Genomic DNA, 22,185 nt, shown 5'->3' on the forward strand with positions numbered 1-22,185 from the left:
CTTATGCTTACGGTGTGAGTTTTTCTAACGAAAAACTTTAAGGAGGGAATAAGATGAATATACAAAGCATACTGAAACCAAAAAGTGCCAGAAAGTCTTCGGGCATCCCTTCATCACTTGGTGAGAAAATTTTTACAGTGATCAATCACCTGTTCTTTATATTACTGGGCTTATCGACTGTATTTCCATTTATTAATCTCATCGCCAAATCGCTTAGCAGTGAGGCTGCTGTCGTTTCGGGGATGGTTAATCTCATCCCAATCGATTTTCAAATAGGGACCTATACGTATGTAGCGAGCAACTCCTTGTTTCTGAGCGCATTCGTGATCTCCATAACAGTCACAGTGGTCGGCTCACTCATCTCGCTGTTCATGACGACGCTTGCCGCATATCCGCTGTCTAAACCAAGACTGCGTTGGCGCAAATTTTTTATCATCATGTATTTGTTTACGATGCTATTCAGCGGTGGCTTGATCCCGACGTATTTGCTCATGCACAAGCTCCACCTCATTGATAAGCTGCCTGTACTGTTCCTGCCATTCATGATTAACGTGTACAACATGCTGATTGTCAAAAGCTACTTCGAAAGTCTGCCTGACAGCCTTGAGGAATCGGCGAAAATGGATGGAGCCAGCAATATGACGATTCTAATGCGTATTATTTTGCCGCTTTCCATGCCGGTACTAGCGACGATCGCTTTGTTCTATGCCGTTACGTTCTGGAACGATTACTTTACTTCATTGATCTATATCAACTCGGCTGATTTGAAGCCTTTGCAGTTATATTTGAAAGAATTGTTCGTCTCCTCCACGGATACGTTCATGCGGACTAATGTCGATGCCTCGCTGAACGTTTCACCGCAGTCCATTCAGGCGGCATCAATCATTCTAGCTACACTTCCAATTATTTGTGTGTATCCATTTTTACAAAAATATTTTGTTAAGGGTGTTCTGGTAGGCTCTGTAAAAGGTTGAATCTAGATTTCTTGAAGGGTGGTGGTGGGCCGGCTCTACAATGGTTCCATGATATTTGGTATATTGCACTATCCATACTCAAAGGAAAAAATAGGGAGGCTCTTACATGGTTAAAAAGATGTTAGTTCTCATGTCCATCACAACGATGGCAGCGGCAATTACGGCTTGTGGCGGAAGTACACAGACCACTAGCAGTTCCACTACGCCGGCTGCTTCTACTGCTCCTGTTGCAACTGTAGAAGCTAATAAGCCGAAGCCGGAATTCAAAGCGCTGCTGCAATATGCGCGATTTGATCCGAATACGGAAGTTGTGGCAAAGTTCCTGAATGAAAAAACAGGTTACAAAGTCACCTACGACATGCTGCCAGTCGAAAATCCAGATGATAAGCTTAATTTGCTGATGGCGAACAAAGAAAAGTATGCCTACATGCTTCTCAGCGGCCCGCAATATTCCAAGCTTGCTGCGTCAGGAGCCCTGGAGCCGATCGATGAGCTGGTAAATAAATATGGCACAAATATGAAGAATGTGATTTCACAAACCTCCTGGAACGGAGCGAAGCTGAACGGTAAAATTTTCGGCATTCCGCAAACGGGATCAGGGACAATTGTAAATACACAGTTAATCGTCCGTCAGGATTGGATGGATGAGCTTGGCTTAAAAGCGCCTACGACACGTGATGAATTGTATACCGTTTTGAAAACGCTGAAAGAAAAGAAAAATGTGATGGGTTTATCTGGGGGGAAAAGTCCGCTTCTTCCTGAGGTACTTCCGACGTTTGGCATACCGATGGTTCAATCTAACGCAACAACCGGCTGGCAGGATGTTAATGGTAAATTGGTGAATTCCATTGAGAATCCAAATATGAAGAAATATTTGGAATTCATGAAAAAGCTGTACACAGAGAAATTGATCGATCAGGAATGGTCGCTGAACCAAGCGAATAAAGTGATCGAGAATTTCACAAGCGGTAAAGCGGCGATCATTTCTAATGCTTATTTTAACGCGCCGACCGTACAAAATGCCCTATTGAAAAATTCACCAAATGCCAAAATTGGCAGCTTCCCTTACCTCAAAGGGGATGATGGCAAAGTTCAAGTTATGGGCAGTGCAGGAATCAGCTTCTACGTGGGCATACCGAAATGGGCTGAGAACAAAGAAGACATTATTAAATATTTGGATCTGAAGCTGGATAAAGATATCTTCAAAGAAGCGGCAATTGGTAAAGAAGGCGTTCACTATAAGATGGAAAACGGCAATTACTTCCCGATTCTGCCTAAATTCAATGATGAATACAACAATGCATCAACATTCTTAACAGGTGTGGATGAGAAAAATTACCCAATTTACTGGCAGGCTCGTGTTCGTAAGGATCCAATCTTAACGGATTCCTTTAATAAGATTCAAGAAGCAGCCAAAGGCAGCATTGTGCTTGACCCGCTTGCTTTTGCACCACCACTTGAAGCGATTGGTAAATACAACTTGAAGCTGCAAAAGCTGATGGAAGACACGTTCTTGAAATACATCACGGGTGCAGAACCGCTTGAAAACTATGACAAGTTCGTAGCGCAATGGAAAGCAGATGGCGGAGAAGAAATGACTAAAGCGGCCAATGAATGGTACGCAGCAAACAAGAAATAGTAGTGAATTCCCCTGCGGTTATGCCGTGGGGGTTTTAATTCCTAGAGGGAGTGGAGATCAAGATGAGAAAGATCGGGTTTATCGATTATTTTCTGGATGAATGGCATGCGGAGAAATACCCAGGCTGGATTGATAAAGCGACGAATGGACGCATGCAGGTTGCGTATGCTTATGGGAAGACCAATATGGAAGGTAAGCTCAGCAATGAGGAATGGAGCCAGAAGAAGGGAATCCAGCTGCTTGACTCCATCGAGGAGGTCGTGGAGCAGAGCGATTATTTGGTCGTTCTCTCGCCGGATCATCCCGAGTATCACGAAGAGCTATCAAGATTGGCACTGCAATCTGGCAAGCCTACTTATATTGATAAAACGTTTGCTCCTGATCGAGCTGCGGCATTACGCATGTTTGAGCTCGCTGATAAGCACAGGACTCCGATGTATTCCACTTCAGCGTTAAGGTTTGCTGCGGAGTACGTGGGGGTTGAGAAGCAGGGCATTGAGTCTATCAACAGCTTAGGGCCTGGGATGTTTGCCAACTATGCCATCCATCAGGTGGAGCCAATCGTTTCACTGATGGGGACGGATGTCAGACGTGTCATGTGGACAGGAACAGATAAGACACCATCACTGCTTATCGGATACGCAGACGGTCGCCAAGCGACGATAAACCTATACGGCTGGGAATGCCCGTTTAGCATGGCACTCAGTTATGAAGCGGGAACGTCGAAGTTTCTCAAGATTGAGTCGGACTTCTTCGGGGCTTTTATCGAGAATCTAATCGGGTTTTTCGATTCGGGCAAGCCGCCGGTTTCCCAAGAGGAAACGATAGCGATTGCTACGATTCTAGATGTCGGCATGAAGGCTGCGAAGTCGCCATATCAATGGCTGCAGCTGCCATCATAGGATTAACCTAAAAAGGCCCAGCTCCTCCCATGTGGAAGGAGCTGGGTCTTTTTTAGGTTGATCAACAAGACGCTGGAATCAGCGTTAGTACGATTCTGCCGAATTAAAACGAGGATTGCATTCGAAAAAGCAGAAATAGTCCGATTCTATCGACTTATTTGCCCTATTTCCTTGAGCGGAGGCTGAATAGTGTGATTTAGTTGGGCGTTTCGGACTAAATAATGAATTGTTGACGCGGTCAGTGAGATTGGTTCGATAAATTTGGACTAATGGGGGGAGGGAGGCGCAATGCGAGAGGCCTAAGTCGAAAAAATCGACTTAGGCCTCTGAGAAGAGGCAATACGAGAGGCGTAAGTCGAAAAAATCGACTAACGCCTGTGAGGAAGTAGCGATATTTGTGAATTTAGTCTTCACACGCAAGTGGATTTTGTTCAGTCAGTGGCCCCATCCACCTCATCAGCCTCATCCATCACTATATCTTCACTTTTGTCTTTATGGCTATTGAACACTTTAATCTTGATGTCTGCCTGCTTGCCTTGATAGGAGGCCGTGATGGTAGCAGAACCTGGCTTTACAGCAGTAATGGTGCCATCCGCAGTAATTGCAGCCACTTTATCATGTGAAGAACTGTAAGTCACTCCTTGGGTGATGTAGGAGACTATGCCATCGGAGTAAGTGACTTTAAGCGGTGCTTGGTAGGTTTCCCCTTTGACAAGACTATGTTTGTCTTCATCGAAACTGAGACTTGTCACTTCCACGACAGTTACGACCGACTTGGCTGTTTTTCCCTCATAGGTAGCCGTAATTTCCGCCGTACCTGCTTTCAATGCGGTAACCGTTCCATCTGCGGCAACGGTTGCTACGGATGGATTGCTGGAACTAAACGTAGCTCCAGCTACAACCGCACTCGTTTCATCCGAGTAAACGGCTGTCGTTACGGATGCATGCTTATCACCTGCTACAAGGCGATAGGCAGCAGAATCAAGCTGAATGCCCGTGAGGACAGGAGCCGTACGTGTGATGGAAATCGTTTTCTCATTTGTCTTGCGATCGTCCACATAGACGGAAATTTGCAAACTATTAACGCCGATTGCGAGCGGGACACTACCGATAAAGTCTCCATTACTGGAAACCTCAGCGGGTACACCGTTGAGAAGAACACGTGCCGTTCCCGGTCCAATCACTTCGACCTCGCCTTTGATCTCCAGATTACGCAGTGCTGTACTCGTGTTCGCGTAATCCAGATACCCTCGCAGCACAGCCGAACGAACGTCATCACCAACCTTGTAGGTTCTAGCGAGTAACTGCCTTCTCGTCCGTACCCCAGAGGCATCTAGGGCAGAGATAACGAAGCCGCCTAGTGGAATGACACTATTATTCGGCGAGATATTCGTCCAGTTCCAGCTAAGTGCCTGCGTCTGGTTAACGACCTTCGTGACTTTACCGGCGCTGTCTACGATAGCCTCTACACCGAACGTGCTGGTTGCCGTGGTTTGACCGAAGGCATCAGAATAAACGTTGAGATTATTCTCGTTACGGCTCACATTATAGAGATCGGCTTCGAGAAACGTCTCTGGATTGCTAGGAACGCTGGAGCCTATTTGATAATCCTTGACGTATTCCACGTTATGAAGCGATGCCTTCACAACGGACCAGTTGACTTGTGAAAGGTCGAAAAGCATGAGGCCGTTTGACTGCGACAATCCAGCTTGGAACACCGAACGCTGCAACGGAGGATCTTGGATGTTCGCCAGTGCGATACTTGCGTACATCGGCACTTCACCGTTCGTTACAATGTTGCCTAATGTGATGTGATGTTCAATTTCCTTCTGTGTCGTTTGATACGTACCAATCATAAGAAAATCAATGTTACCCGAGTAAGCGGTCTTGGAGTAAGAGTCTGTGTATAGACTGTCATCCGGTAATTGCAATCGGCTATCGTACTTGAAATTCGGGCTGCCCCAATGGACGCCGTTCAAGTAATAGGACTCAAACCAAGAACCTACATAGGCTGAGGAGTAAACTTTATGACCTTTCAGAGCAGAGTACCGATCTGTTAGTAAACGGACATCATCCGTAAACGTTTTGATCGTTTGTGAGCGGAACTCCCACCAGTCATTGATGAGCGGACCAGCTTGGCGAACATTGTTCACATAGCTGAAAACATCGGCTGGCCAATTCGTCAGCTGTTTTCCTCGTGCGGCGAGAAACGCCTCAAACTTCGCGCGCGTCAACGGGCTGAAGTCGGCTGTTTCGTTGTCATAACGAGTACGATCCAGTACAACGCCGTCTACATCGTAGTTCTTAATCACTTCTTCCATGTTTTTCAACTCGAAGGCTCTTACATCATCATTGGCTGGATTAACAAAAGCTACGAGCGACTTGCCCGATTTAAAGTAATTGCTTTCACGCAGCCGCAAAATTTGACCATTATCCTCTGGACGATATACATGTTCTTCCCAATCCAGATGCTGATTCAGCAGCCCGTACTCGTTGTGTGCAGGCGATCCTTCAGCAAAAACGTTGAACGCTGCGTGGATTTTGATCCCAAGCTGATGCCCGTACTTGATAAACTCTTCCAGCATATCCAGATTTGGATTGGCACCCGCACGTGTCGGAGCTGTCATTTGTGAGATGTGCGGACGATTTGTCAAATCGTTTTTCTTATAGTTGGCGAAGCCTTCGACGCCTTTAACATCAAGCGCAACAGCTGTAACGCCAGCATCCTTCGCCTTGGTTAGCATATCGCGGATGTTCTCAGGAGTTTGCAGTTTGAAAATATTCGTACCTTGGTCGACCCAGAGGACGACTTCCTTGGCCGTGCTAGTTTGTTTTTTATAAAACACGACTAGCGTCTTACGATCGTTTTCTACGCCGTTCTTGGAGGCAATGACATCTAAATAATTAACACCCTCTGTGAGATTAATTTCACTTTGGAAAGTGCCGTTCGCTTGCAATGCAACCGAAGTTTGATTAACACGAATCGCATAGGCGACGCCTGATTCCAAGTTTTCCAGCTTGCCGGAAACGGTTGTCTTCGGCGCGGTTACCGTAAACCAATCGTCATTGTCCAGTTTAAGACGCGCTTGGAGTCCTTGACCCGTCATGAGTGCTGAGACGGGAATTACTTGGCCATTTTTACGCAGCTTAATGAGGTCACCGACCTTGAAATTTTTGGCGAGATACTGTTTAAAGGTTTTATTCGCCCAACTGTCATCATTCGCCACAAGGATGAAGCCGCCTTGCGGGATAGTCAAGGTTGTAGGTCCTGTCCAGACGGGTACACCGCCGTTTACGGATGGATTAACAACCCGAGTCACATGATTCGTCGCATCGACGACAACCCCGACGGAAGTCGTACCAACCGTAACGGATGTTGCAAATTCCGTCGTGAATAAAGCAACATAATCGGTGATTCTACTCATATCCGTATCAACGGCATTAATTTGCTTGCGCGGACCCTCGATATCGATGGTGATATCGACGGGAGCCGCTTCTACTTCAATGAAATCGGTGGGACTGGTTGCCGCAGATGCGGTTATGGACCAAGAAGAAGCGAGTAATGTAATCAATAAGGTCATGATTAGCCATTTCGATTTTTTCAATTGGATTCACATTCCTTCCCTAGAAGCGTATTTCTTCACCTTTTTCGCTAGATTCATAGACACCGCAAAGTATTTTCATCATCTCAACCCCATCCTGTACAGGTGAAATGGTTTCCTTTTTACCTTGGCATACTTCAATGAAATAATTGATTTCATCCTGAAAGCCGGCAACAAAATCGAAGGAAAGGTTATTAATCTGCGGTGTGAGGTTCAAAATAGTATCGTACTTTTCTGTAATGATAGATAACTGAGGCTCTAACTCAGCCCCGCCTTTTTCCCCATACAGCTTCACCGTCAATTCGTCTTCCTTCGCATGAAGTGTAAAGCTGACATCAACTAGAATAGAAGCGCCGTTCTCGAATCGAATTAAAGCATTCGCCAAATCCTCGACGGTATTGTGTGTGGGATCATAATCAGCTGCTTTGTAAAAAGCGAGGTTTTTCACATTGGCACGATTACCAAGCTTTTTGTACGTATTTCCAGAAATGGATTTCACCTTAGGACGGCCCATCAAATACCAGCAAAGGTCAATAACATGTACGCCTACATCAATCAGCGGGCCGCCACCAGAGCGCTCCACATCTGAAAACCAGCCGCCTGGGTTGCCCAAACGACGAATACACGATGCCTTCGCATAGTAAATTTCCCCGAGTTCATTGTTATCAAGGAACGATTTGATGATGCGAGTATTCGAAGCGTAGCGGCGTACGAAACCGACCTGAAGCGTTTTGCCAGTACGTCGAACGGCGTCCTCGACAGCAAGTGCTTCGTTTACTGTTGTGCAGAGCGGTTTTTCAGTGAGTACGTTTTTACCAGCTTCTAGAGCGGCAATGGATATTTGGGCATGGCTATTGTTCCACGTACAGATACTAATTGCGTCTACAGCCTCATCAGCCAGCAGTTCCTTATAGTCCGTATAGATATGTTCAATGCCGTATTTTTCAGCTTTTGCTTTTGCACGTTCCTCATTTAAATCGCAAATCGCATAAAGTTCGGCATCCGGATTATTGTGATAGGATTTCAAATGCATTTCGGAAATAGAACCTGCACCAATAACGCCAATACGTATTTTACTCATCTACAAACACCTCATCATTAGAATGGTTAACATTAAACGGGACGAATTGCGGGCCAAGACAGCTCGATTCCGTAGCTTTCAAGCATTTGCTGGAAAACGCGAAGTTCAGACTCCTTGTTGCGTACCTCACGGGGCTTAATACCGCGATCGATGCATCGACTAGCCAGAAACCCAGCTGCTTCACCAATGTTCCATTCGACCGGATGGAGACGGTAACAGCCGTTTGTGATGTGCGTAACGCCAAGATTTTTGCAAGCTGGCAGTAAATTGTTTATCCGGATAGGAATCAAGCTGCCCAGTGGAATCTGGAACGGCAAGGATGAGACGTCTATATAATGACGGTTGCCTGTGCTCGGATGCAGGTCTATGCGGTAACAGCCGATACCAACGGAATCAGGGAAGTGCTCGGCTTTACCATCAGGACGACAGGCAGTGCTCACATGCTGCTCCAACACGGTGAACTCAGCCTTGATTCTGCGCGACTCTCGTATGTACGGATACATAGCTAGTCCATCCTCTGTACCGACGATATCTTTGCGCAAGCGAAGTCCAGGGTATCCTTGACCGCCATCAGGACGCGGCGCTTCTGTTTGGAGCCAATAAAGCAGGGATAGACTGAGCTGTTTAGCATCCCAGAGATTTCGATCTCTGTCCTCAGCGCTGACATCGATAATGGAACCAAGCCAGTAGTCATTCTGCGGCCAGTTGACGAGTGTAATGTCGCCAGGATAAAAGCCCTCCTCGAAGTTCTTGCTATCGATGATGCGTCGATAGAAGAACAAAGAGTACTTTTCTGTCCCTTCGAACAATTCATAAGAAACCGTCTCCAGCGTATGAGGGCGGACACCGGACCAGCTGAGCAGTCGATCGGGCCAAAATTCCGCTTTGTATTCCTTCCAGAAGTCGTATCGCTCGGGACGCGCAATCGTGTGATCTTCACCTTCGATGTAATCCATCGCGAAGCAGTAGGTAAAGCCTTGCATGTCCTGCGGCAGTGCTTCGTCTTCAACCGCATGCGGTTCGCCGGTCTGGCTCTTAGACTCAGCCCCTGTCACATATTCCGCGCCAGCTAGAGGTAGAGCATCGCCACACTCCGTGGCGTCGAGGAAATAAGCGGCTACTAGTCTTACCTGATCGCCGCTCGTCAAATTGCGAATGGATACGGAACGGACATCATCACCTTCCACGGATACCGATTCAAGGCGATGACGGGTTAGAATCTGTAACCTCCCGCTGTTGACGTATGGAGCCAGCATATCCTGTAGGACTGCCAATGCTGCCCGCGGCTCATGGCATAATCGTGAAACGCCGCCATTACCAGGATTAAGCAGCGTTCGTGAACGCGCCTCTGATGTAAGCGGGAAATGACGGCGGTAATAATCACGCACGCCTTCTCGAAACTGACGATAGCTGCGCGTGCAGCCAAATTGTTCGATCCAAGGATGTTCATCTGGCGGAACGGCTTGGCTCGTTAATTGCCCGCCTATCCAGTCGGTTTCCTCGGTCATGATCACCTTTTTCCCTGACTTAGCAGCGGCAAGAGCAGCTGCGCAGCCGCCGGTACCACCGCCGATCACGACGATATCAGCATGGTATTCATGCATAATGGGTGTGTTGTTCGTGGTCACCAATGCAGATAGTCCCTCCTTTTACCAATTCGCCTGTATGCATTTCACAGGTTATCCCTATTGTATTACAGCTGTTAAATAGCCACAGCGGAGGACCATGACTTCTTTTGGTACTTTAATAACCCATTGGCTGCTGAAAAAAAGGGATTGCGGAGTAGAGGGCGAAGATTCATTGGAACAAGTACTATTGGAGGAATTCCTGATGGCAAATGAGCAACAACCGGTTAACGCAGTGAAGTTGGACGCGAATATGCGGATACCACAATTCGCCAACTCATCTTTCAGTTGGTATTCACCGCTTGAGCAGCCATTTCATGTGGCAGGCTTTGGCTGGCTGAGCGAAGAGAAGCTTTACCGCAGACTGCCGGCAAAACCGGCTTGGATACTGCCAGAAGCGGTAAACAACTTGGCCAACTGCACAGCTGGCGGGCAAATACGCTTCACAACGAATACAGCCTCGCTAGCAATCAAAGTGAAACTGTCCGGGGCAGCGAATATGTATCATATGCCAGCTACGGGGCAGTGTGGGTTTGACTGCTACATCGGAGCTCCAGGGGAGCAGTTGTATTACGGCACAACGCTCTATGATGCCAAACAAACGGAATATGAAAGTGTTTTATTCTCGAATTTGGAGCAAGACAATCGAAGCATTACATTGAACTTTCCACTTTACCAAGGTGTAGAGGAAGTATGGATCGGTTTGGATCCAGCCGCTCAAATCGCACCTCCTTCTGCTTATAATAGTAGTGAAAAGGTCATTATTTATGGTACATCCATCACGCAGGGAGGCTGTGCCTCACGACCCGGTATGGCGTATACGAATATCATATCAAGGCGTATAAATAGAGAATTTCTGAACCTAGGCTTCTCAGGGAACGGGAAAGGTGAGCCAGAGCTTGCGCATATACTAGCAGAGATATCGGACCCAGCGTGTCTCGTCTTGGACTATGAGGCCAACTGCGTTTCCACAGAAAATTTGCAAAAGACGCTGCCAGAGTTCATTCGCATATTCCGCAATAAACACGCGTTGACACCGATTATAGTAGTTTCGCGAATCACCTATGCGAAGGAAAGGTTTCAAGCGCAATTGCTGCAGGATAAAGAAGACCGCAAACAAGTCCAGAAGCGAACGGTCGAACAGCTGCAAGAGAATGGCGACGCTAACATTTATTTTTACGATGGGTCCAATTTGCTTGGTGAAGATGCCCACGAATGTACGGTAGATGGTGTTCATCCGACGGATCTCGGCTTTATGCGTATGGCAGATGGACTAACCCCTTTGCTGAAAAAAATACTAGCATGATTAATTGCAGATTTGGTTAAGTCTGAAGGAGTGGTGGATTGATGAAAAGAATGAAAACGGTTATTCTGGTCATTCTCGCATGCTGTTCAACTGCTGGCTGCGGCTTTCCGAATTTGGACATGAACGAAGGAAATAAGGTGGATACGGCAAACGAACCAGCGATACGAGTCGTCGCGAATAGCCTAGGTATGAACTTCCCAGAAGGGATGGATGAGAATCATAATCCCTATCTTAGCTATATTGAAAAGAACATTGGTGTTCAGGTCAATGTAACGCTCCCTCCGCTGAATGGGTATGATGAAAAGTTAAACGTCATCATGGCGTCCGGCGAGCCCCCGGATTTGTTGAATACAAGTGATCCATCTTGGTTTATTCATTTTGTGAATCAAAAAGCGCTTACGCCATTGAATGATTATATTGAGAAGTATGGGGCCAACCTGAAGGCCAAAATCCCTAAGGAAGCCTGGGACAACGTAACTGTGAATGGCAAGATCTACGCGATACCAAGCTTGAACGAAGTAAAGGGAACCGAAATCGTTTATGCCAGAAAAGATTGGCTGGATAAACTCGGTCTTCAGCCACCGAAGACGATTGAGGAGTATACGGCGGTGATGAAGGCTTTTGCTGAAAGAGACCCAGATGGAAACGGAAAAAAGGATACTTATGGCTTATCGATTCTGGAGCGGCTGCGAAGAACGTCACCCTTTCTCGGTGCTTTTGGCGTACAAATGAAAGCCTGGTATGAACGGGACGGGAAGTTGGTTTATTCGGGAATCCTCCCAGAAATGAAAGATGCTCTTCTTTATCTTCGAGGGTTGTACGATGAAGGCATATTGGATCCCGAGTTCCCGCTCAATAAAATTGACGTACTTGGTGAGAAAATTGTGAGTGGGCGAGTAGGCCTGTTCTCAGCCGCTTGGTCTGATACGCGTGCTCATATTGCAGCAAACCGTAAAAAAGATCCGAACGCTGTGTGGATCCCACTCGAATTTCCTATCGGACCTAGCGGCAAACACGGTGTCTACAGCACGTCCATTGTCCGTTCCTACAATGTTGTTCCTAGCAAAAGTGAGAAGGCAGAGTCTGTCGTTAAGTTTCTAGATTTCGTCGCAGGGCCAGGACAAATAAGCTTAAAGCTCGGTTTTGAGAACGAAATTTGGACGCGAGTGAACGGCAAATTGTCCATACGCTTTGATGAACACGCGAAGCACGGCTATCGTGGCATCTATGGCGCATTGGCGGATATGGCAGATCCGACAGTCACACAAGATCGACTGGAGGCACTTGGCGAACAGTTCCGTCTGTATGACAATATTCAGCGGATTGAACATAATCTGATGGAAGATCAGTTTAATGGGCCGCCAACACCAGCCATGGGCAAGCATCAAGTCAAGCTGTCTAAGCTGCAAGAGGAGACATTTACGCGAATCATTGCGGGCCTAAGCCCCATTGAGGAATTCGATGCTTTTGTGAAAAAGTGGAAGGAAGCCGGCGGTGACGAAATAACCGGAGAAGTGAACGAGTGGTGGCGTGAAACCAGCAAATAGTTGGCAAGTATCCGACAAGCTGTCGGAGTGTGGTCGGTCATGAATGGAGGTTGCCGAAATGACCAAAGAGATCTTTCCTAAAATTCGCAAATTGCTAGCCGGTTATATCCAAGTTCGGTTAACCTGGTATTTTCTACTTATTTTGCTTCCGCTTGCTGGCTTTAGTCTGTTTGCCATTGCCAAATCGCAGTCGATATTGGAAGTGCAGACGGGAGAAAGGACGCAAGGAGCGCTCCATACAATGACGGATTATATTGACCTGACGTTGCAGAACATTGAGCAGCTTTCATCCTTGATCGCTTTTGATATGAACGTGAATGCTACGTTGCAGTCCGTTGGCCAAGAGCCAGAGAAGCAGTCATTCGTTCGCTTTGCTCAGGTGATGGATCAGATCACGAGTATGACGACGGTCAATCTCATTATCGACCAAATTACGATCATTCACATGCCTTCACGTACGGTCATTTCAACGAAATTCGGTGGAGGAAAGCTGCCGAGTGGAGCAGAGAATCAGGAATGGTATCAGAATCTAATGGAGGCCAATGGGGGGACGATATTCTTTACACCGCAGGCAGGTGAATCTTACTTCGATGCCGACAGCGTGCATCTGATTCGGACGATGGATCCGTATAATCGTACATTGATGAATCCGAACTTGCTTATCCTTTCGGTAAAAAAGAGCGCGTTGATCGAGCTGGCGAAGCCGCTGCTCCCTTCGAAAAATGCCAATATCTATCTGTTTGATAACGATGGAAGATCGATTACTGGCACAGGCGGAAGTGTGAATCCCCAAGTGTGGGAGAAAGTGGACAAGGTAAGAACAATTCGTAAATCACCACAGACCGGTACGGAGATGGTAACGATCAGCGTGAAGTCGAAGCTATCGGGGTGGACGCTGATGATGGAGCAGCCATTGTGGGAAATTCGAAGTCATACCGACTCATTGAAGATATTTTCATATGGGATTCTAGTAGTAAGTTTGGTTTTGGCTATTTGGACGTCTTGGATCATTTATCGAGGTATTTCCGCCCCATTGCGGAAGCTTGCCTATGGGATGAAGCAGCTTCGAACGGGGAATTTCACCATTCAATTGGAAGATACGCGGATAGACGAATTGGGATATGTAATCGAATCCTTCAACCGGATGGCCGAGAATCAGAAAACATTGATCCGAGATCACTACGAGAAGCAGCTTTTATTGTCTAAAATGGAACTGAAATTTTTGCAGTCTCAAATAAATCCCCATTTTCTATACAATACATTGGATTCGATTTATTGGACGGCCAAAAACTATGAAGCCGATGAAATCAGTGAAATGGTATTGAATCTGTCCAAATTTTTCCGGCTAAGTCTGAACAAAGGGAATGAGACATTCACGGTCAAGGAAACGATTGAGCATTTGAAATACTACATTAAAGTGCAGCAGCTGCGATTCCTTGATCATTTTACGGTTCGCTTCGACATTGCGGAGGAAAGCGCGCACTATCATGTTCTGAAGCTTCTCTTGCAGCCATTGGTGGAAAATGCGGTGCTGCACGGCTTGGAGAAACAGAGTACAGGCGGGGAACTTGCCATTTCTTCTTATTTGGATGGAAGTCATCTTGTCCTAGAAGTGTGCGACAACGGAGTAGGTGTCAGTCCAGATAGGCTCGATTATATTTGCGGCAAATTAGAAGAGGCATCTAAGCAAGCTGGCGAGGGCGTTTCTACGGATATTAAAAAGGAGAAGGATCTCTTCGGCCTGCGAAATGTTGTTGCGCGAATGAAAATGTACTACGGCAGTGAATCACAATTTCTCTTTGAGAGTGGCTATCAAATGGGAACCCGAATCACACTTCGCCTGCCCCTGCAAATGTGTGAATCCTCACTAGAGGAGCGGGCGGGGTAACGATGAAGCCGCGGATGATATATAAAGACCTTCGGAAGCTTATTAGCTCCGGAGGTCTTTCTCATTTTAATCCGGAAAGACCGCCTCAGAAAAAGGTTAAAATATTCGGATTATAGTGTGATTTCCTTGTATTAGGTAGACGAAATCCACGTGAGATGCTACAAGGATAATAAGGGGAGTACGATGAAAGTTTTGAAGGAGAAAGAGCGATCGTTGTACCCGTTCAGAGATGAAAATGGATTGGGAAAAATATACTTCAAGCGTGGCAATTGGCGTGATATACTTAAAATGAAACCAAGGTTTCATTTTAATGGAGAGGGTGAATGGATGCAAGTGAATGGTAGTTTAGTTGTTCAAAACGGCACCCTAATTACAGCTAACAGGCTAATTCAGGGTGGGGTCGTTCTTATTGAGCAGGGCTTAATTACCGATTTCGGGGAAGCGGAAGAGGTACAGGTGCCGGCTGGTCTACCTGTGGTGGATGCGAAAGGCGCCTACATAGCCCCAGGGTTTGTCGATATTCACTGCCATGGCGGCGGCGGGGTGTGGTCATGGGAACATCCCCATACGTTTGCGCTTGCACATTTGAAGCATGGAACGACAGCCATCCTACCGACATTTACTTACAATGAAAGTCGGGAACAAGTCCGAGAAGGGCTCCCGACGATTATAGAGGCAATGGATTCAAGGGAGCCCTTCGCCCACGCGATTGTCGGTATCCATATGGAAGGGCCGTATATTAATAAAAAATACGGGGCTATCACCTCGCCAATCCGTCCAGTTGATCCGAACGAATACGAGGAAATTTTGCGAGTAGCTGGCGATCGCATCAAAGTATGGACACTTGCTCCGGAGCTGGAAGGTCAGGAAGCCTTTGTGAACGAGGCAGAGAAACATCAGATCTCGTTGTCAGTCGGTCATTCCGAGGCGACGGCGGAACAGATCTTCCGCTTCGTTCCCCAAGGTCTGCGAATTGGCTGCCACTGCACGAACGCATCGGGTACGACGCCTTCGCCGTCAAGGTATGGAGGGACTCGCGAGGTGGGTGTCGACGAGGCTGTTCTGGTTCATGACGACATTTATGCCGAAGTCATTCCTGATTCAGAAGGCGTACATGTTCGCCCCTTGATGCTGAAACTGATTCACAAAACCAAAGGGACAGACCGTGTGATCATTATTACGGACGCAATGCCTGAGGCTGGCGTGAACAACGGAAATGGTTCGGACTTGAATTGGAACCATCTCGGTCATTTGGCGGGTAGTCGCTTAACGATGGATATGGCTGTTCGCAATATGATGAGACATGCTGAGGTAGGGCTTGTGGATGCTTTTCGCATGGCCTCACTCAACCCAGCCAAGGTTATTCATATGGATGATCGGATGGGGAGCATCGAAAAAGGTAAGCTGGCCAACCTGCTCATTATAGATGGAGAAATAAACATTCAACAGGTGATTTTACAGGGGCAACTCGTGAGCTTATAAGAAGATAGTCGGTATGTTTTCAAAAATATTTATTAATAATGGATCTACAAAAGCGCTAAATTCGATATAATTTAAAAATGAAACCATAGTTTTATTTGATGAAACCTAAAGGCGGTGAAAGCGTGAAATTGAATACATGGCAGGAAACCCTGGATACACCATCGATTGTCATTGATCTGGATCGGCTGGATGCCAATTTGAAGCGGACTGCTGAATTAGCTGCCAAAGCAGGCGTGCGATTAAGGCCTCATACGAAAACGCATAAGAGCATTTGGATCGCCCAGGAGCAGCTGCGACACGGGGCCTCCGGTATAACTGTTGCGAAGCTAGGAGAAGCCGAGGTCATGGCTGATGGCGGCATGGATGATATTCTAATCGCTTACCCGATCGTCGGGCGATTGAAGCTCGAACGGCTTGGGCGGCTACTGCAGCGGATCCAAGTGTCTGTTAGCGTGGACAGTTATGAAGTGGCCAAGGGGCTGTCGGATCTCGGTGAGCACATGAAGCTGCGAGTGCCGCTCTATGTGGATGTGAATAGCGGCTTGAACCGCTGTGGGAAGGAACCAGGGGAAGAGACAGCGGAGCTGGCGCTGGCGATTGCGAAGCTGCCGGGCATTCGGCTGGCCGCCTTGATGACCCATGCGGGTCAATCGTATAGCAAGAGTCGTGCCGACGATTGCTTGGAGGTGGCGCTAGCTGAGGCAGAAGCGCTCTTGGAATCGCAGCGAGTACTGCGGCGCTTAGGCGTCGAGGTGCCGGACATTAGCGTCGGCTCGACGCCGACATCCAAGTTTATCGGCGCACTCGCTGGTATAGGTGTAACCGAGATGCGTCCAGGGGCGTATGTTTTCGGGGATGGCTCTCAACTCTATACGGGCATTATTGAGGAAGAGGAATGTGCGATGCGCATCTATGCGACAGTTGTCAGTACACCGAGGCCGGGAACTGCGATCATTGATTCCGGCTCGAAGACGCTATCGAACGACATCAGCGCTCATCGCAAAGGCTACGGCATCATCCCTGAGTTCTCGGAGATATACGTCGAGCGACTTAGTGAGGAGCACGGCATTTTGTCCGTCCCGCAGGAGATACCACTGCAAATCGGCGATAAGGTAGCGATCATCCCCAATCATTGCTGCGCCGTAACCAATCTGCATGATCGGCTGCTTGGCATGAGGAATGGGCAGTTTGAGCGCATCATTACGGTTGATGCAAGAGGCAAAGTTACTTAGTTATAGATATCTACACCTACATATAAAGGAGATTGATTCGAATGTCACAACAAATTCATACAAACCAAGCACCTGAATTTCCTCTACCTTTTTCCCAAGCGCTCCGTGCGGGCGATTTTGTCTACGTTTCGGGTCAAGTTGGGGTGGATCCCACAACGCGTGAAGTCGTCGGAGAATCGATTGAAGAACAAACCGTGCAATGCTTGCGTAATATTGAAACGATCCTTGTAGCGGCCGGACTTTCCCTCGATCATATTGTCAAAATCAATGCCTTCGTGTCCAGACAAGAAGATTTTCCAAACTACAATAAAGCTTATGAAAGTATCATGAAGCGGCCTTTCCCTACAAGGACCTCGATTGGATGTAATATTGGAAGTTATTTAGTGGAAATTGATGCGATTGCTTACGCGGGTTCCATTCGTGGAGAAAGCAAATAATATGGGCAGCCATCAACTTCGGATTGCGGTGGCTGGCATTTTACATGAAACCAATACATTTGCTCCTGGAATTACCGACATCGGACATTTCCGAGATCAATGGACAGTCGGAGGGGAGGCATTTACCGCACGGTATGCAGGAACACGAACGTCGATGGGGGGAGTTATCGCTGCTGCCGAGTTACAGGGCAGCGCCTTGTTTCCCGGCTTATACGTTGCAGCGACACCGAGCGGCATGGTGGAGGCGGCGACGGGCGACGCGTTGATCGAAGCGCTTGTCGAATCCATCGACAGCCATACGGATGGGTTAGTGTTAATCATGCACGGCGCCATGGTGTCGGAGCAGTACCCCGACTATGAGGGCGAATGCCTCCGACGTTTACGTGTTAGGTTGGGGGATGATTTCCCAATCGCAATGACCCTCGATCTTCATGGAAATATTAGCCAAGAAATGGCTCGACAGGCAGATCTGATTGTCGGATACGATACGTACCCGCATGTGGATATGTATGAACGGGCTATCGAGGCTTTCGATTTGCTTGTCCGCAAAATCCGTGGGGAAATTCGCCCGGTTCGGGCATTCGCGCATACGGGGATGCTAGTTGTTCCGCAGGGAATGATGACAGAGCTAGGCAGCATGAAGACACTGATGGAGTGTGCGTTTAGCATGGAGCTACTGCCTGACGTGCTGAACGTGACCGTGGCTGGCGGCTTTCCGTACAGTGATGTGCCCGATGCGGGGATGTCGTTTATTGTGACGACGAACGATAATGCGGAGCTAGCCGAGCGTTGTGCGGCGGAGCTTGTGAAGATGGCCATCGAGCACAAGGCATCGTTCAATGTTGCCTATGTCACACCGCGCGAGGCGGTAGCGGAGGCTTTGGCGCATCCAGAAGGACCGGTTATCCTATCGGAAGGCTCAGATAATGTTGGGGGAGGTGCCCCGGCAGATGCCACCCATCTCCTTGCTGAACTGACAACCGTGCCACAGAAAGCGTTGATCGTGATCCGTGATAAGGAAGCGGTGGAAGCCGCATGGCAAATGGGCGTAAGTGGGGCATTCGAAGGCAAAATCGGCGGTAAAAGCGATACCTTGCATGGCAAGCCAGTAGCGGTAACTGGACGGGTTAGGCTGCTGTTTGACGGACATTACCGACATGTGGGTCCGTATATGACGGGCCAACAAGCCGAAATGGGTAAAACGGCCGTCCTCGAATGCGGACAGTTGACGATTATTTTGACTGAGAAGCGAGTTGCCCCTTGGGATGTGGGTCATGTGCGCTCGGTCGGGTTATGGCCAGGGGATTATCATATCATCGTAGCTAAATCGGCGCTCGCCTGGCAGACGGCTTTTGGGACGTTCGCGAAACATGTCATTAATGTGGATTCACCGGGTTGTTGCAACGCCAATCTTATGCATTTTCAATATAACCATATAATTCGGCCTATGTATCCATTGGATGCGGAGCCACAACCGAGATTCGGATTGTACGCATAACACCCTAGATTCTTTTGACGAAACCACTCTCCGAAGACATAAGAATGAGGAGGAGTTACCCTATGAAGAATGTTGAGAAGTCGAGGCAAAAATACACCGAATCACAAGCTTACTTGGCTGGTGGGGTCGCGAGCTCCCTAAGAAGTGCTATGAAGCCCACCCCTTTGTTTACGTCAAAGGGATCGGGTCCACGCATCTGGGATGTAGATGGCAATGTTTATATCGATTATTTGCTTGGCTATGGCCCATTAATCTTGGGTCATGCGCACGAGGCTACCATCGAGAGCGTCTATGAAGCGATGAAACGTGGAATTACATACGGACTTCAGCACGAAGGAGAAATAGAAGTAGCACGTAAGCTAACAGAGATTTTGCCCTGTGCGGATAAAGTGGCCTTAAGCGGCTCCGGAACGGAAGCGGTTATGCTGGCGCTTCGCTTAGCACGTGCTTATACCGGCAAACGGAAGATTGTACGTTTTCATGGTCACTATCACGGGTGGTCCGATGCGATCTTTACCGCATTTCCAAGCTCGGATATGCGTAAGTCCAATGCTGGTGCCGCTGACGCCCCGGTGGATAAACAAATATTACCTGGCACGAGCGGACAGAGTGAGCTTGCGCTTGAAGATATTATTCTGCTTCCGTGGAACGACCCCGCTGAGCTGGAGGCAACCTTACGCGAGCATGGCGATGACATCGCTGCTGTTATTTCAGAGCCAGTGATGTGCAATTCCGGCTGCGTTCTTCCGAAAGCGGGCTATTTGGAACAGATGCGCAATCTGACCAAAGAATTAGGCATCGTCATGATTCTTGATGAAGTCATCACAGGATTTAGGCTTGGGCTGAGTGGTGCACATGGGAAGTTCGGCTTGAAGCCTGATCTCGTAACGATTGGGAAAGCGTTGGGTGGAGGGATCGCCATAAGCGCGGTAGCAGGGTCTCAAGAACTCATGGCACTTATTGAGAACGGAACGGTCAGCCACCTCGGTACACTGAACGGAAACGGTGTTGCAACTTCGGCTGCGTTGGCAACCATTGCAGAGCTGTCCAAAGACGAGGGAGCGGTTTATGCGAAAATGGAAAATAACGCGGTACATCTGGTTGAAGGGATTCGCAGCTTGCTAGTCAAACGCAACATCCCGGGCATCATCAACCAAATTGGTCCCGTTTTTCATATGATGTTTACGCAGGAGCCTATGGTGGAAGATTTCGCTTCCTTTATGAAGCGGGATGCTGCGAAGTATTCGGAATTTTCTTCTAAAATGTTGGAGGAAGGCGTGCTCGTGCGATCGAACGGACTTTGGTATCTATCCGCCGTTCATGGGGAACAAGAGATTGAGGAGACACTTGCGGCGGTCGATCGGGCGCTGGCTAACCTATAGGGGGAATATCGGATGAGGATGAAGGATACGATTGCTCTCATTACTGGCGGCTCAACAGGCATCGGCAAAGCGACGGCTGTTAGGTTTGCCGCAGAGGGCGCCAAGGTCGCTATTACGGGCCGAGATAAAGCAGCGCTGCAAGCAACTGCTGAGGAAATTGCGGCTCAGAACGGCGAGGTTATTTGGATCGACGGAGACGTACAGTTGAAATCGGACGTCAATCGCATGGTCGATACCGTACTGAGTGAATGGGGCACCATTGACGTACTGGTTAACAATGCTGGTATTTGCAGCCCAGCCCCTTTCCTAGACATCGAGGAATCGGAGTGGGACAGACACATGGCGATTAATTTGAAAGGGACCTTTCTTGTTGGGCAAGCGGTGGCCAAAGTGCTGGTTGCACAGGGAAATGGCGGCTCCATTATTAATATGTCCAGTGTGAACGGCTTGGCTGCAGAAAGTGATCAAGCTCATTATAACGCAACGAAGGGCGGTATTAACCTGCTCACAATGTCGATGGCACTGGAGCTTGCACCGCTTGGTATTCGCGTCAACGCGCTTTGCCCAGGATTTATTGAGACACGGCTCACGAAGCCTTTGATCGACAATCCAACTGCATTTGCGCCTTATTTACGAACGATTCCCATGGGTCGCGTTGGTATACCGGAGGAAATCGCTGATGCTGCCCTATTTATGGCGACGAGTGACTCGCGCTACATGACGGGCCACTGCCTCGTCGTAGATGGCGGTCAACTTATCAAGCTATCTTGACAAAGGAGATCAAATGAAATTATGAGCAAGGATACAGGTGAGAAACAAGAACGTTATACGATTCAATCGATTGACAAAGCGTTGGATTTACTTGAGCTGTTGGCCGAACACGGTTCCCTAAATTTATTGGAACTAACAGATTTGCTGGATCAGCCCAAATCTTCGACTTACCGGATCGTGTTAACGTTGGAAAATCGAGGATTCATCAGCAGAGACGATGAGAATGGGAAATACTGTCTTGGCTATAAACAATTGATGCTGACACGAGGCATGTTAGAAAGAAATACACTACGATCAGCAGCGCTTCACGAAATGAAAAAGCTTTCCGAGATGTATGGCGACACGATTAATTTGGGTGTTCTCATTGAGGGCGAAGTGCTGTATGTCGAAATTCTGGAAAGCACACAGCCACTTCGGATGACCGATACCGTGGGCTCTAGATCACCTTTCCACGCGACAGCAATGGGGAAAGTGATGACTGCATTTTTAGAAGAGGAGAAAGTGAAAGAACTTATCGATCTTCACGGGCTGCCTGCTTTAACTAAAAATACGCTTGTTACAGGTGAGCAATTTCTAGTGGAACTAACGCGGGTTCGTGAGCAAGGCTTTGCCTTGGATGACCAGGAAATTGTAGAGGGCGCACGTTGCTTGGCTGCTCCGATATTTAATATGTACGGAAACGTTGAAGGAGCAGTTAGCATGTCAGGTGCAATGCATCGGTTTGCAGATGAGGTCATTCCTGACATGGCCGAAAGTATTAAAGCTGCAGCGAATCGGATTTCTCGAAAGCTAGGCTATCCATCTGTGCATTGAAAGGAG

General features: G+C 47.9%; 16 protein-coding genes. 13 read left to right on the forward strand and 3 right to left on the reverse strand.

Features of this window, described 5'->3' with window-relative positions; genetic code table 11:
- Window positions 1–53: 53 nt before the first annotated feature.
- From AC58QG_RS16940 to AC58QG_RS16950, 3 genes are all read left to right on the forward strand, one after another.
- Window positions 54–974, forward strand: coding sequence for a carbohydrate ABC transporter permease (locus AC58QG_RS16940; protein ID WP_497363287.1), 921 nt, complete (start codon window positions 54–56; stop codon window positions 972–974).
- A gap of 106 nt (window positions 975–1,080) precedes the next feature.
- A complete protein-coding gene (locus AC58QG_RS16945) occupies window positions 1,081–2,613 on the forward strand; it encodes a type 2 periplasmic-binding domain-containing protein (RefSeq protein ID WP_497363288.1) in 1,533 nt (510 codons plus the stop codon).
- Between the two features lie 62 nt (window positions 2,614–2,675).
- Window positions 2,676–3,515, forward strand: coding sequence for a Gfo/Idh/MocA family protein (locus tag AC58QG_RS16950; protein WP_497363289.1), 840 nt, complete (start codon window positions 2,676–2,678; stop codon window positions 3,513–3,515).
- Between the two features lie 431 nt (window positions 3,516–3,946).
- On the opposite strand, the gene AC58QG_RS16955 is transcribed toward AC58QG_RS16950, so the two are convergent.
- Genes AC58QG_RS16955 through AC58QG_RS16965 form a run of 3 tightly spaced genes read right to left on the reverse strand, consistent with a single transcriptional unit; the run spans window position 3,947 to window position 9,802 of the window.
- Window positions 3,947–7,096: an Ig-like domain-containing protein gene (locus tag AC58QG_RS16955; RefSeq protein WP_497363290.1), complete on the reverse strand. Its 3,150-nt coding sequence runs from the start codon at window positions 7,094–7,096 to the stop codon at window positions 3,947–3,949.
- A 43-nt stretch (window positions 7,097–7,139) separates the two neighbouring features.
- Window positions 7,140–8,198 carry a Gfo/Idh/MocA family protein gene (locus AC58QG_RS16960; RefSeq protein WP_497363291.1) on the reverse strand — a complete coding sequence of 353 codons (1,059 nt, stop codon included), beginning with the start codon at window positions 8,196–8,198 and terminating at the stop codon, window positions 7,140–7,142.
- A 32-nt stretch (window positions 8,199–8,230) separates the two neighbouring features.
- Window positions 8,231–9,802, reverse strand: coding sequence for an FAD-dependent oxidoreductase (locus AC58QG_RS16965; protein ID WP_497363473.1), 1,572 nt, complete (start codon window positions 9,800–9,802; stop codon window positions 8,231–8,233).
- Window positions 9,803–10,028: 226 nt separating this feature from the next.
- Between AC58QG_RS16965 and AC58QG_RS16970 the strand changes: the two genes are divergently transcribed.
- The 10 genes from AC58QG_RS16970 to AC58QG_RS17015 all read left to right on the forward strand — a co-directional run bounded on the left by AC58QG_RS16970 (window position 10,029) and on the right by AC58QG_RS17015 (window position 22,179).
- Window positions 10,029–11,129, forward strand: a complete 1,101-nt coding sequence (locus tag AC58QG_RS16970; RefSeq protein WP_497363292.1) for an SGNH/GDSL hydrolase family protein — start codon at window positions 10,029–10,031, stop codon at window positions 11,127–11,129.
- A 41-nt stretch (window positions 11,130–11,170) separates the two neighbouring features.
- Window positions 11,171–12,676: an extracellular solute-binding protein gene (locus tag AC58QG_RS16975; protein ID WP_497363293.1), complete on the forward strand. Its 1,506-nt coding sequence runs from the start codon at window positions 11,171–11,173 to the stop codon at window positions 12,674–12,676.
- A gap of 58 nt (window positions 12,677–12,734) precedes the next feature.
- Window positions 12,735–14,564 (forward strand): cache domain-containing sensor histidine kinase, encoded by a 1,830-nt coding sequence (locus tag AC58QG_RS16980; RefSeq protein WP_497363294.1) that lies wholly within the window; start codon window positions 12,735–12,737, stop codon window positions 14,562–14,564.
- 183 nt (window positions 14,565–14,747) lie between these two features.
- Complete coding sequence (locus AC58QG_RS16985; RefSeq protein WP_497363295.1) at window positions 14,748–16,046, forward strand: N-acetylglucosamine-6-phosphate deacetylase; 1,299 nt, start codon at window positions 14,748–14,750, stop codon at window positions 16,044–16,046.
- Between the two features lie 98 nt (window positions 16,047–16,144).
- Window positions 16,145–17,278, forward strand: coding sequence for an alanine racemase (locus AC58QG_RS16990; protein WP_497363296.1), 1,134 nt, complete (start codon window positions 16,145–16,147; stop codon window positions 17,276–17,278).
- 41 nt (window positions 17,279–17,319) lie between these two features.
- Window positions 17,320–17,715: a RidA family protein gene (locus tag AC58QG_RS16995; protein ID WP_497363297.1), complete on the forward strand. Its 396-nt coding sequence runs from the start codon at window positions 17,320–17,322 to the stop codon at window positions 17,713–17,715.
- Window positions 17,699–19,213, forward strand: coding sequence for a M81 family metallopeptidase (locus AC58QG_RS17000; RefSeq protein WP_497363298.1), 1,515 nt, complete (start codon window positions 17,699–17,701; stop codon window positions 19,211–19,213). Before AC58QG_RS16995 ends, AC58QG_RS17000 begins: the two co-directional genes overlap by 17 nt.
- Before the next feature lie 62 nt (window positions 19,214–19,275).
- Window positions 19,276–20,595: an aspartate aminotransferase family protein gene (locus tag AC58QG_RS17005; RefSeq protein ID WP_497363299.1), complete on the forward strand. Its 1,320-nt coding sequence runs from the start codon at window positions 19,276–19,278 to the stop codon at window positions 20,593–20,595.
- 12 nt (window positions 20,596–20,607) lie between these two features.
- Window positions 20,608–21,366 (forward strand): SDR family NAD(P)-dependent oxidoreductase, encoded by a 759-nt coding sequence (locus AC58QG_RS17010; RefSeq protein WP_497363300.1) that lies wholly within the window; start codon window positions 20,608–20,610, stop codon window positions 21,364–21,366.
- Window positions 21,367–21,387: 21 nt separating this feature from the next.
- Window positions 21,388–22,179: an IclR family transcriptional regulator gene (locus AC58QG_RS17015; protein ID WP_497363301.1), complete on the forward strand. Its 792-nt coding sequence runs from the start codon at window positions 21,388–21,390 to the stop codon at window positions 22,177–22,179.
- The last annotated feature ends 6 nt before the right edge of the window (window positions 22,180–22,185 follow it).

The sequence above is a fragment of the Paenibacillus sp. J22P169 genome (assembly GCF_059691995.1).